Origin of the sequence: Mycobacterium sp. SM1, from assembly GCF_018361265.1 — a bacterium.
GTDB lineage: Bacteria > Actinomycetota > Actinomycetes > Mycobacteriales > Mycobacteriaceae > Mycobacterium.
This window is the reverse complement of the sequence record NZ_JAFLNH010000004.1, coordinates 225,490-237,632: the sequence shown is the minus strand read 5'-3', so window position 1 is coordinate 237,632 and position 12,143 is coordinate 225,490. Positions and strand designations below refer to the sequence as shown.

The 12,143-nt window shown below is 67.6% G+C and carries 6 protein-coding genes, 1 tRNA gene and 5 pseudogenes; 3 read left to right on the top strand and 9 right to left on the bottom strand.

Features of this window, described 5'->3' with window-relative positions; all coding sequences use genetic code 11:
• Window positions 1-28 precede the first annotated feature (28 nt).
• Window positions 29-544 (top strand): hypothetical protein, encoded by a 516-nt coding sequence (locus MSM1_RS17685; RefSeq protein WP_213444905.1) that lies wholly within the window; start codon window positions 29-31, stop codon window positions 542-544.
• 45 nt (window positions 545-589) lie between these two features.
• Here the strand turns inward: MSM1_RS17685 and MSM1_RS17680 are convergent.
• The 3 genes and pseudogenes from MSM1_RS17680 to MSM1_RS22100 all read right to left on the bottom strand — a co-directional run.
• A tRNA-Ile gene (locus tag MSM1_RS17680) sits at window positions 590-663 on the bottom strand.
• Window positions 664-775: 112 nt separating this feature from the next.
• A pseudogene (locus MSM1_RS17675) lies at window positions 776-1,013 on the bottom strand (transposase); the annotation flags it as partial.
• 46 nt (window positions 1,014-1,059) lie between these two features.
• Window positions 1,060-1,473, bottom strand: a pseudogene (locus MSM1_RS22100) (integrase); the annotation flags it as partial.
• Window positions 1,474-1,557: 84 nt separating this feature from the next.
• Between MSM1_RS22100 and MSM1_RS17665 the strand changes: the two are divergent.
• Together MSM1_RS17665 and MSM1_RS22780 are read left to right on the top strand one after the other, a co-directional pair.
• Entirely contained in the window at window positions 1,558-2,598 is a 1,041-nt protein-coding gene (locus MSM1_RS17665) for a tyrosine-type recombinase/integrase (RefSeq protein WP_213441018.1), read from the top strand.
• Window positions 2,595-4,421, top strand: coding sequence for a tyrosine-type recombinase/integrase (locus MSM1_RS22780; RefSeq protein WP_213445697.1), 1,827 nt, complete (start codon window positions 2,595-2,597; stop codon window positions 4,419-4,421). The genes MSM1_RS17665 and MSM1_RS22780 overlap by 4 nt, the downstream gene beginning before the upstream one ends.
• A gap of 39 nt (window positions 4,422-4,460) precedes the next feature.
• Here the strand turns inward: MSM1_RS22780 and MSM1_RS23070 are convergent.
• The 6 genes and pseudogenes from MSM1_RS23070 to MSM1_RS17630 form a co-directional block, all read right to left on the bottom strand.
• Window positions 4,461-4,931: pseudogene (locus MSM1_RS23070) on the bottom strand (tyrosine-type recombinase/integrase); the annotation flags it as partial.
• 1,049 nt (window positions 4,932-5,980) lie between these two features.
• A pseudogene (locus tag MSM1_RS17650) lies at window positions 5,981-7,015 on the bottom strand (tyrosine-type recombinase/integrase).
• Between the two features lie 139 nt (window positions 7,016-7,154).
• Window positions 7,155-8,168, bottom strand: a pseudogene (locus MSM1_RS17645) (IS256 family transposase); the annotation flags it as partial.
• 200 nt (window positions 8,169-8,368) lie between these two features.
• Complete coding sequence (locus MSM1_RS17640; protein ID WP_213444903.1) at window positions 8,369-8,818, bottom strand: helix-turn-helix domain-containing protein; 450 nt, start codon at window positions 8,816-8,818, stop codon at window positions 8,369-8,371.
• A gap of 406 nt (window positions 8,819-9,224) precedes the next feature.
• Window positions 9,225-10,595, bottom strand: a complete 1,371-nt coding sequence (locus tag MSM1_RS17635; protein WP_213444901.1) for a metallopeptidase TldD-related protein — start codon at window positions 10,593-10,595, stop codon at window positions 9,225-9,227.
• Complete coding sequence (locus MSM1_RS17630) at window positions 10,592-12,115, bottom strand: TldD/PmbA family protein (protein ID WP_213444899.1); 1,524 nt, start codon at window positions 12,113-12,115, stop codon at window positions 10,592-10,594. Before MSM1_RS17630 ends, MSM1_RS17635 begins: the two co-directional genes overlap by 4 nt.
• Window positions 12,116-12,143 lie beyond the last annotated feature (28 nt).

Here is a 12,143-nt window from a genome sequence, read left to right as displayed (position 1 = left end):
GGTGTCGACCTCAACAAACCCCGCATGCATGACGCGGTGCGGGTGCACCCTCGCCGAGTGCACCGCCAAGGTCCACGCCGTCACCGGGCACGACCACAGCAGCTACACCGTGCGTCAGGCGGCCTACGGCCTACCTAAACTTCGCGGCACACAGCTCGTCGACAAGCCCGCACAGACCCGCCGCTACCTGGTGCCCACGCAGGCCGCGCGCACCATCGCCGCGCTGCTCACCCCGCGAGACCAGGTCATCGCGCCCATCCTCGCCGGGATACCCAGCCCACGCATGGGTCGCAAACCCGCGCACTGGACCCGCCTCGACCGCGACTACGAACAACTCCGCGTCAACATGCAGACCCTCTTCGCCGACTTGGCCATCGAAACTGGCCATCGAAACCCCGCTAGCCGCTTGAGGATTCACAACCATCCCAGCCACTTCACATCGACAACAAATTGTCGAAAGTCGATCCTCAAGCGGCTAGCGCCGCCGTACCGCGCCACACGCCGGTACGACGCCGGTAAATTGGCTCAGTACCTAGCGCGCTAACCGTCACAAATGCGCTCTAGCAGAGCTCTAGCAGGCACTTTTCGGTGGGGCGGGCGGGGCTCGAACCCGCGACCAACGGATTATGAGTCCGCGGCTCTAACCGACTGAGCTACCGCCCCTTATGCTATCTAGCTGCGGATATGGTCTCTGCTTTGTGATGCTCGGCTCCCGGGCCAAGTCCGGAGTGGTGGTGTATGAGTTCGCTCGATGCGTGACCCTTCGGGTGGGAGTTTAGGCCGTCAATGCCGGGGTGGTGGTGCCGGACTGGTCATCGATTGGTTGGTCGGTGGTGGGCCAGCACTGCGCGGGATCGGGTGAGCACGTCGAGGCCAAGGTAGCGGCGGCCTTCGATCCATTCGTCGTGCTGTTCAGCTAACACCGCGCCGACGAGGCGGATGATCGCACTGCGATCGGGGAAGATGCCCACCACGTCGGTTCGGCGCCGGATCTCTTTGTTGAGCCGCTCCTTTATCCGGCCCTCGGGGGTGGGTCAACCCGGTGGCTGGTTCGGGGTTTCAGCGGTCGAGGCGCTGCAGGTGGTCCGTGAGGGCGTGCGCGACGTGGGCGTGGCGGGCGGCTTCGTCGGTCCAGCCGCGGGTCTCGGCGTCGGTCTTGAGGACCTGGATGTCGGCGAGTTGATCGGTGAGGGCGCCGCGAAATTCGGGTGCGGTGATGTAGTTGTCGCAGGTTTCGCAGATGTTGGCATACGGGCAGGCGCCGGCGGCCGGGTGGCGGGCGCAGTAGCCGTGCGCCACACGGGTTTTCAGCATCTCGCTGTTCAGCCAGCTGACCTTGTCGGGCAGGATGGGTTTGCCGACCGGGGTGAGGGTGAACTGGCGGCGCATCTTGCCCATGGCCTCGTCGTAAGCGGCGCGCAGAGTGGGCGAGGCGAGTGTGGCGTAGCGGATCGTCATCTGCGGCGTGACATGTTTGATATACGGGTGATATTCGGCGTGTCTGCCGTGATCCAGCGGGGCTGACGCGGATGCTGGCGGCGGGAGGTTGTCGTGTTCATGCCGTGCCTGGTTCGTCACCATCGTGGGGCGGAACTGGTCGCGATCACCCTAGGGCATTCGCTGCTGGATGACTACCTGGCCTTCGTTGCGGCGCGAGCCCGGACCAACACATGGCTGGCGGTGGCGTCGGATTTGAAGATCTTCTTCGGTGTAGTTGCCAAGCAACCGGCTCAGGTGAACGCCGCAGATGTCTTCGCGTTCTTGGCTTCTCAACGCACTGCCCGCTTGGGCGAGCAGGTGGTGCGGTTGGAGGACGGCGAGCCAGGGTTGGCGTCGCGCACGATCGCCCGCCGGTTGTCCAGTGTGCGTGGCCTGTATGCCTACCTCGCGGCCCGCGGTGATACCGGCGTCACCTGCAACCCCGTCCCGACAAGCCTGGCGGCGCGTCGCCCCGGTGCTCGGCGCGGCAAGGGCGGCGTGCCGTTGATCCGCACCCCGCGCACGCTGCCCCGGGTGCTGGTGCCAAGCGAGGTCGACGCGTTGCGGGCGGCGCTGCGCACCCACCGCGACCGGGCCATGGTCGAGGCGATGCTGCTGGGTGGTCTGCGACGCTGTGAGGTGCTGGGACTGCGCCTCGACGATGTCAACGCCGGCGAGCGGCGGGTGTTCGTGGCCGAAGGCAAGGGCGGTCGGCAGCGGATGGTGCCGGTATCGGCGCGGTTCTTCGCATCGCTGGGGGACTATCTGGATCAGGAGCGCCCGCAGACGTCGACCGATCGAGTGTTCGTGGTGTTGAAGGGATCCCGGCGTGGCGAGCCGTTGTCGGCTGCCGGTCTGGACGAGATCCTCGAGGGTGCGCGCGGTCGCGCCGGGCTGACCCAGGCGACGTGCCATCAGCTGCGGCACACCTGTTTCACCCGGCTGCGGGAGGCGGGGATGGCGCTGGAGGCGATCCAGGCTCAGGCCGGCCACGCATCGATCGACTCGACCCGCATCTATCTGCATCTGGCCAACGACTGGCTGGAACGGGAGTACCTGCGGGCCGCCGAGGCGATCGAGGCGCAGGTCGTCGCGTCCGGTGAGGCGGCCGAGAAATGAACCGGTCACCGGCACCTCGCCCCGACATCGAGGAGCTCGTCGAGGCGTATAGGGCCGACCTCGTTGCGGCCAGGATGTTCGCGGGACACCCGGTGACCTCGGTGGCCCGCACGTTCTTCACCCGCGTGGGTGTGGCGGGCTGGTCTGCGTTGCCGCTGGCAACCCAGTGCGCTTTGCCGCTGAAGGATCGACGGGTGGTCGGTTGGCTGATCGTGACGGGACGGCTGCGGCCCAGCCCGGACTATCTCGTGGCGTGCCGGCCCTACCTCGGCGAAGTCGCCGCTCACCATCACCGCAGGTTCCACCAACGGTTCGTGGCGACCTCCACTGAGCTCGGGTTCGGTCCCGTCGTGACCCGCCTGCAGTGGTCCGCCCTGGCCAAGGTGGCCGCGCTGGCCGGGCTGACTCCCGAGAAGCTGACCCAGCCGGTGATCGATACGCAGCGAAAAGCGTTGATCAGCGCGATAACTCGCCACCGACCCGGCAGCCACGGCGCCAAGGCACTGAGCGCGGCGCTGTTCGGTGCGCAGACCACCCTGTTCCACCTCGGCGTCCTGGACACCGCGCCCCGCAAGACCAGCCCAAACCGCTCGGCTGAACGGGCCGCCCAGTGGGCGGCGGTCCCGCCGCGGCTGGCGGCCACCCTGACCGGTTACATCGCCCAGACACGGCTGTCGCTGCGGGCGTCGACGATGGTGCGCGTCGAAGGCGTGCTGCGGGAGTTCGCCGGTTGGCTCGCCGCGAACGCCCCCGAGGTGGTCTGCGTCGCCGACCTGCGTCGGACACACATCGAGGCCTACAAGCTGCACCTGAGCACCCGGCCCTCGGCCCGCGGTGGGCGGTTGTCCAAGATCAGTCTCGCCGAACACCTCGGTACCCTGCGCACCTGCTTCGACCGGCTCACCGAATGGTGCGGCGACGACATTCCCGCCCGCGTGCTCATGTTCACCGGCGACCTGCCGCTGCGCGACGACCCGCTGCCCCGCTTCCTCGACGACGCCGCGTTCACCAAGCTGCTGCAGGCCGCGCGCACCGCTGATGATCCGTTCGTTCGACTGTGTGTGGAGTTTCTGGCCCGCACTGGGCTGAGCAAGGGCGAATTCCTCGATCTCACAGTTGATTCCGTGGTGCAGATCGGGGCGGCATACTGGTTGCACGTGCCGCTGGGGAAACTGCGCACCGACCGCTACATCCCCTTGCACCCCCAACTCAAGGACCTCCTCGACGCCTGGATCGCCAACCGACCCACCAGCTTGCGCAGCCCCTACCTGTTTATCGAATACGGCCAACGCATCGGCGAGGGCCGCGTCGATCGGGCAGTCGCTGAAGCCGCGAAAGCGGCTGGCATCGGCCGTGTTTCGCCGCATCGTCTCAGGCATACCTTGGCGACCCAGGCGATCAACCGCGGCATGTCCCTGGAAGCGCTGGCCGCGCTGTTGGGTCACCGATCTATGCGTATGACGCTCGTTTACGCCCGAATCGCCGATCGCACTGTCGCCGACGAATACTTCTCCGTCAGTGAAAAAGTCGAAGCCCTCTACGATCAGCCGCGCGCACTTCCCGCCGACGCCGAAGGCGCTGAAATGCGCAAGCTCCGTGCCGAGATGCACCGCCGCATGCTCGGCAACGGCTACTGCGCCCGACCCGTCGGCCTGGACTGCCACTTCGAATCCATCTGCGAATCCTGCACTTTCTTCCAGACCACCATCGAATTCCGCCCGACTCTGCAGGCACAACGCGACGACGCCGCCGAGAAAGGACAACTCGGCCGCCAGAAAGTGTTCGACGGACTGCTCGCCCGCCTCGACGATGCCGCCTCCTGACCGCACCCACTTGACAAGATCACCCGCATAATGCCCGAGCAACGCCATCAACGCCTGTAGGCTCATGCCGGCATTCGCCAGTTCTGTGGCCCAAGTGTGGCGCAGCTGATGAGGAGTGACGACGAGTGCGCCGCCGTGGGGTGCGCGTAGCCCGGCGGCTTTGGCGGCGGCGAGCAGCCCATTGCGAAGCCGGGTATAGCCGAGGCGACGCCCGCGCTGGGTGAACAGAAAGTCGGTGAGCACACCGGTGCGTGGGTGCGGCAACGGCCGGTGCGCACCACGGTAGCTGACCCACTCATCGAGGACGGCGACGGTGGCCGCCGACAGCGGCACCATGCGTTCGGTGGCCAGCTTGCCCAGCGGCACTTTCAACCAGGTGCCGGCGGGTCCGTAATCGATGATGCTGCCCAGTTCCAGGTCGAGCAGTTCGCCGACCCGCAGCCCGGCACCGCGCAGCACGGTCAGCCCGACGCGGGTGAACGGATCATCCAGGTCGGCAATGGCGTTCATCACCGCCGCATCGACGTCGGGGGCCAGGGCACGCGGCAGCGGCTGGTCGAGTTTGGGGACATCGGCGGCGAAGACCAGCCGCCGCGGTGGTGCCTGCTGCCAGCCCCAGGCGGTGATGTCGTCGAGCAGGTTGCGCAGGCTCAGCACCGCCGATTGGGCGACCGCGGCCGAGATGGTGCGCCGCGCGCCGGCGGCGGCGCGTTGCCCGCGCCAGCCCCGGGTGCGGTTCCAGGTCAGGTAGCCCTCGATGCAGGCCCGGTCCAGCTGGCTCAAACAGGTGATATCGGGGTGGTGGGTGGTGAGGTATTCGGCGAACGGCAGCAGATCGTTGATCAGCGACTCCACCGACTTCGGGCGCAGCACCGCTGCGCGCACCCGGACATAGCGCAACAACGTGTCCCGGATCGGTTCGGCCATCGCCACGTCGGCGAAGCGCGGCTCGAGGCTGCGCGCCCAGACTCGCCGCCGCGGTGCGGTGTCGACCACACCGGTCTCGAACAGCAGCTGGCGCAGGCTGGCCAGCCGTGCCCGGTAGGCGCGCCGCGACGAGGGTGGGATCGAGCTGACCGATAGCGCGGCATCGAACTCGTCGATGCCCTGCACGGTGAGGTCGGCAACCAGCCCTCCGCGGCAGGCCAGCAGCACCGCCAGGCACTCACCGAGCACCGTTTCGACCCAGGAGCTGGTCCAGCCCAACCGGTTTCCCGCATCTCGTATCGCCGCGAACCCACCCGGATCACGCGCCGCGACGGCGTGGCCGAGCCTGGTCAGCTGCTTGACCGCGGCCAGCTCGACATCCAGCCGGATCCGGTCGGTGCCAATCGCGTAGCACACCAGCGGCCAGGCTCTGCTCGACTGCAGCTCGGCGGCCCGCACGGTGGCGGGCAGAGTCATCCACGCGGCAAGATTCCGGTGGCGGGAGAGGAAGTCGCGCGCGATGCGAATGCGGTCGCGCACCGCCCGCTCACCGAGGCCCAGGCCCGCGACGTAATCGAAGTAGCCGCCCAGCAGTGCATCGGTGTCGACACCCCGGTCGACTGCCGGCGCGGTCATCGCAGTGCTCCAGCCAGACTCGCGCGCGCGGCGCAATATTCGGCGGCGAGTTGTTCCACCGACAGGTGCACGTAGCGGGCCGTGGTCTCCGGCGAGACATGCCCCATCAACGCCCGCAATGCGAGCAGATCAATTCCCCCGGAAGCCAATTCGGTGCCGTAGGTGTGGCGCAGCCGATGCGGGCGCACCCGGGTCGCGCCGGAGAGCTCCCGGTGGCGGCGAAATAGGCTGCGCAGCCCTGCCTCGCTGACCGGTGCGCCGGCGGTCGGGCCCCGCAGTACTACGAAACACTGCGGTGCCGCCAGGCCCGGTGGGCGCTCCCACCGCAGATACGCTGCGACCTCGGTGAAGAAAGCGGCATCCACGGGCACGTGGCGTTCCTTGCTGCCCTTGCCGATCACCCGCAGCCGTCGTCGACCCATATCTACATCGGCCAGCAGCAGCCCCCGCACCTCTGCCGACCGCAACCCGCCCAGCAGCATCGCCAACACCATCGCCCGATCTCGGTGCGTCGCCAAGGTCGCGACAAACGCGTCGATGTCACTGGCCGGCAACGATTCCGGAAGCAGACGCGGCTGCCGCACCAGCCTGCCACCGGGGCGAGCGCGCCCTGGACCGAGATGACCCAGCAGCCCCCGTTCTGAGCGGCGCAGTCCCTGCCCGCGCCGCGGTGACGGCACCGGAGTATCACCACGTCGGCCGGTCATCACCAGGTACTCAAACAAGGCTCGCACCGCCGCCACCCGACGATTCACCGTCGACGCCGCAGCCGCGCGGGACCGATCCGCACCGCCAGGGCCGTCGGCGCGGTGCACCCCCTGCCAATCGATCCAGTCGAACACCACCGGAGCATCGACCTCGGCCAGCCCCATACCCCGTTCGCCGAGAAACCGCGCCAGGTTCACCACGTCGAATGCGTACCCGCGCACCGTGGCCAGACTGAACCCGCGCCCGACCAAATGCGTCAGGAACGCGTTCGCCGAATCTCGATCAGCCCAGTCTCCCTCGACCCGCTACCCGCCATCGACCATGCGCACCCGCACTATCATCACCGTCTGCCCTTCCTGCCGTGCTCTGTCCTCAGCAGCATCCACCGGTCGTCACCGACCGACCCGGATCTCACGCCGCTGCGCGGTTCGTGTCGCCCTGCGAGGGCCGGTTAACGGATAGGGGATTATTCGACCAAATCTGGCGCCAGATCTGTTTGGGGAAGGCGGTGAACGCCAGCAGCTCGGCGCGGGCGGCATCAAGGTGCTCAGCCACTTTCGGCAGCTTGCCACTCAGCGCGTCGAGTACTCGATCATACTGAGCTGCAACAGATTCCGCGTCAGGCTGGTCGAAGATCGAGTGCAGCAGGGTGCGCACCCACGGCCAGGACGATTTCGGGGTGCCGGTCATCAGGTTGACCGCGTAATGGGTGCGGCAGCGCTGCCAGGCTGCTCCGGGCAAGGTGGCGCCAATGGCCTCGACCAGCCCGGGATGGGCGTCACTGGTGACCAGGGCCACCCCGGACAGCCCGCGAGCCACCAGGTCGCGGAAGAACGCCAACCAGCCCGCTGCATCCTCGGCGGAGGTGACCTGCACGCCCAGGATTTCGCGGTAGCCCTCGGCGTTGACGCCGGTGGCGATCAGGGTGTGCACCCCGACCACCCGCCCGCCCTCGCGCACCTTGAGCACCAGGGCGTCCGCGGCCACAAACGTGTAGGGGCCGGCATCTGGTGGGCGGGTGCGAAACGCCTCCACCGCCTCATCGAGCTCGGCAGCCATGACCGAGACCTGCGATTTAGAAAGGCTTGTCACGCCGAGGGATTCGACGAGGCGCTCCATGCGCCGGGTGGACACACCGAGCAGATAGCAGGTCGCCACCACACTGGTCAGCGCCCGCTCGGCCCGCTTGCGCCGCTCCAGCAGCCAGTCCGGGAAATAGCTCCCCTGGCGCAACTTGGGAATTGCCAGCTCGATCGTGCCGACGCGGGTATCGAAATCCCGAGGCCGATACCCGTTGCGCCGATTGGTGCGACCCGGACTACGTTGCCCATAGCCAGCGCTGCACACCGCGTCGGCCTCCGCGCCCATCAGGGCCTGAATAAACGTCGACAACAGCGCCCGCAGCAAATCCGGGCTCGCCGTGGCGAGTTGCTCCTCCAACAGCTTCTCAACATCGATAGGGTGGTGGTTGGTCATCGCGTTGTTCTCCTTCGGGTGACTTGATCCGTCGTTTCGAAGGATCACGCGATGACCGCCCTCTACCGGGCTGCGACACACCCGCTAATCAGCGGGTCGTACACCCCTCCCTGGAAGCAACTAGAAAAAATCAACAAGCGGCATGGGGACGAGCACGCAAGCATCCAACAACACCGGGAACGCCATGCTCGTTTAAACCCTCACCGCGCCTGGAGGATCGCCTTGATCTCGTTCGCCGAGTCTCGGGTCAGCTCATCAAGCGCCGCGCGCCGGCGGGTCCGCGTCTCCCGCTGATACTGCAGCAGCGCGTCGAGGCTGACCTTGCGGTGCCGTCCTGGCTTCTCGAAAGGAATGCGGCCCTCTTCGAGAAGCTTCACCAGCGTCGGCCTGGAGATGTTGAGTAGGTCGGCTGCCTCCTGAGTGGTGAGCTTGCTCTGGCGCGGCACTAGGGTGATGCCCTTGCCCTGCGAGAGGGCCAGCACGATGTTGTACAGCGCCTCCCGGACAGGGTCGGGGAGGCTGATCGGATGGGCGTCGCCGCCGCACACGAAAACCTGGTCCGAGCCCAGCGCCGCCAGCAGCGCCGAGAAGTCCTCGGGTTGTTGAGGTGGTAAAACGGTGCGTTCTTCAAGGATGGGCGGGGCTGTCATACACCCCAGGCTAAAACGAAAGAAACGAAAAGTCGAGGAGGCGCGCATGGGTGTGAATCCATGGCGGTGGTGTCGCCGTTGCGTAAGGCTCTGTTAGGCCGATACCGCAGTCGATACCACAGCATTTCCAGACCCGGCCGGTCCCGGCCGACGCGACAAGCCCTATCGGCCCAGCTAGAAGCCGGTATGTCCCGAACACGCCAACGCGACCCAGCGCAGCAGACGCCCGGGGACACCGGCCGATGCGAGCCGACGCGGCAAACGTCTTGAAGCACCGATAACGAGTCGGCGGTGCGACCCGGAGACGGCAAGCAATGCCGTGTGTATCACGGGGCCCGGCCAGAGCCGTTGGCCGCCGATAGGCGCCCCCAACCTCGGCGACCCCTTGCCGGGTCCATCGGGTGCGCTACAGCGCCTGGCTCACCGACGACATGTGAAAGTCGGGGATCCGCAGCGGCGGCATCGCCGCCCGGGTGGCCCAGTCGCTCCATTCCCGCGGCAGTGTCACCTCGCTGGCACCGACATCGGTGGCGCGCCGCAGCAGATCCAGCGGGCTCTCGTTGAACCGGAAGTTGTTGACCGCCGCGCTCACCCGGCCGTCCTCAACCAGGTAGACTCCGTCGCGGGTGAGCCCGGTGAGCAGCAGCGTGGTGGGGTCGACCTCGCGGATGTACCACAGCGTGCTCAGCAACAGGCCGCGTTCGGTGCGGGCGATCATGTCGTCCAGCGCGCCGCTGCCGCCGGTCATCAGCAGGTTGTCGGCGGCCACCGCGACCGGGGCGCCGAATTCGGCGGCCGTCGCCCGCGGATAGGCCAGCGCGTTGATTACCCCGTCGCGGATCCAGTCCACTCGAGCGATATCCATCCCGTTGTCGAACACCGACACCGTCTCCGAGGAGGCGCTGGCCGCCACGAACGGCGAACATTCCAGCCCCGCAGCGAAAGGATCGGAGTATAGCGTCAGCGGCAGATCGGTGAGCCGCTCCCCCACGCGGGTCCCGCCGCCGGGAGCGGAGAATGCGGTGCGCCCCTCTTGCGCACCGCGCCCGCTCATCGTCCACTGCAGGTAGATCATCATGTCGGCCACCGCCGACGGCGGCATGATCGTCTCATACCGGCCGGGGGGCAGGGCCACCGCCCGCTGCGCCCACCCGAGCCGGGCCGCCAGTTGCTCGAGCAGCAAATCCGTTGACACATCGGCGAAATCGGGAGTACCCACACCGGCCCAGGCGCTCGCCCCGCCACGCTTGGCATTGATCTGCACCGATCCGGTGGGCTGGGTGAAGCGCCGCCGCAGCCCGCTCGACGTTGCCAAGAAGGTGGTCTCCACCGTGTGATGCGCGAAGCCGTAGAGCCGGTCGGCGCCGCGGAACCCCCGGGCCAGCGATTCGGCGACACCGGCGAACACCTCGGCCCCGGTGCCGAAGACCGCGTCGTCCCAGTCATCCGCTACGTCCGTGCCGGTGATGAGTGGCGCGGCATCGCGTGCCCTCGGGGCCGACGCGGCCGCCTCCTGGGATGCCCTCACCAGGGCGGGCAGCACCGACGGGTCCACCTCGGTGGAGCGCAGCGTGCCAACCCGCGCGTTGTCGCCGTCGCGCACAATCGAAATCACGGTCGTGCTGCGGCTGGTCGACACCCCGTTGGTGGTCATCGTGTTGTTCGCCCAGCGCAGCGATGCCTCGGAGCGATCGGTGACTAGCACCATGGTCTCGTCTGCCCCACCCGAGCGGGCCGCGTCCAACGCGATCTCGATGGCCAGTTGCGCGCCGATCATCGGCCACCCTCGGCCCGGGTGTTGAGCACGTTGACGCCGCGGAACAACGCCGACGGGCAGCCGTGGCTGACCGGGGCCACCTGCCCGGGTTGCGCCTTCCCGCAGTTGAAGGCGCCGCCCAGGCGCCACGTCGACGCGCCGCCCACGGCCTCCATCGAGTTCCAGAAGTCGGTCGTGGTGGCCTGGTAGGCGACATCGCGCAGTTGGCCGTCGAGGCGGCCACCTCGGATACGGAAGAACCGTTGGCCGGTGAATTGGAAGTTATAGCGCTGCATATCAATCGACCACGACTTGTCCCCGACGATGTAGATGCCGTCATCGACCCGGCCGATCAGGTCGGCCGTGGTGACGTCCTCTTCGGCCGGCTGCAGCGACACGTTGGCCATCCGCTGAATCGGCACATGGTGCGGCGAATCGGCATACGAGCAGCCATTGGAGCGCGGCAGCCCGAGCCGCGGCGCGAACACCCGGTCAAGCTGATAACCGACGAAGATTCCCTCACGCACCAGATCCCAGCGCTGGGCCGCGACCCCCTCGTCGTCGTAACCGACGCTGGCCAAGCCGTATTCAACGGTCCGGTCGGCCGTCACGTTCATCACCGGTGAGCCGTAGCGCAGGCTGCCCAGCTTGTCGGGTGTGGCGAACGAAGTGCCGGCATAGGCGGCCTCGTAGCCGATTGCCCGGTCGTATTCGGTTGCGTGACCGATGGATTCGTGAATGGTCAGCCACAGGTTGGTGGGGTCGATCACCAGGTCGGTGGGCCCGGGGGTGACGCTGGGCGCCTTGACCTTCTCGGCCAGCAGCGATGGGATCTGCGCGAGCTCGTCGGTCCAGTTCCACACCGCGTCGCCGGCCATCACCTCCCAGCCGCGAGCCATCGGGGGCGCCAGGGTGCGCATTGAATCGAACCCTCCGGGCGCAGCGTCGACGGTCACCGCCTCCAGGGTGGGCATCAGCCGCACCCGCTGCTGGGTGATCGAGGATCCGAAGGTGTCGGCATAAAACGTCTGCTCTTTGACGGCGGTAAGACCGGCCGACACGTGATCGACGCCGACCCCGCCGTCTTTACCGGCCAGCAGCCTGCCCGAGTACTCACCCAGCACGGCGATCTTGTCGGCGGTGGGAACGGTGAACGGGTCGACCTCATAGCTCGACACCCAGCTGGCGTCGGAGTACACCGGCTCCGGCGCCAGCTCGATGCGCTCGGTGTTCAGCGCCGCCAGCGCACTGGCCACCTGCACCGCCCGGCGCGCGGTGGCCGCCGCGGCGTCGCAGGCCAGCTCGGCGTGGGAGGCGAATCCCCAGGTGCCGTCGACGATCACCCGGACCGCCAGGCCGAGCTCGCGGTGTATCACCGCGGTCTCCAGCTCCCCGTCACGCAGCTGGATGCGCTCGGTGACGATGCGGTGAATCCGCAGGTCGGCGTGGCTGGCTCCGGCGGCGGTGGCCGCCGAGAGGGCGGCGTCGGCGAACTCGTGGCGCGGCAGGGCCAGAAATTCGGCATCGATCCCGGCTGTCACAGCACCACCGTAGCGACCGGCTTTAATA

Excerpts from the sequence above, each read along its gene's own strand:
- MSM1_RS17685 (WP_213444905.1), top strand. The coding sequence starts at position 29 with ATGACGCGGTGCGGGTGCACCCTCGCCGAGTGCACCGCCAAGGTCCAC.
- MSM1_RS17665 (WP_213441018.1), top strand. The coding sequence starts at position 1,558 with ATGCCGTGCCTGGTTCGTCACCATCGTGGGGCGGAACTGGTCGCGATC.
- MSM1_RS22780 (WP_213445697.1), top strand. The coding sequence starts at position 2,595 with ATGAACCGGTCACCGGCACCTCGCCCCGACATCGAGGAGCTCGTCGAG.
- MSM1_RS17640 (WP_213444903.1), bottom strand. The coding sequence starts at position 8,818 with ATGACAGCCCCGCCCATCCTTGAAGAACGCACCGTTTTACCACCTCAA.
- MSM1_RS17635 (WP_213444901.1), bottom strand. The coding sequence starts at position 10,595 with ATGATCGGCGCGCAACTGGCCATCGAGATCGCGTTGGACGCGGCCCGC.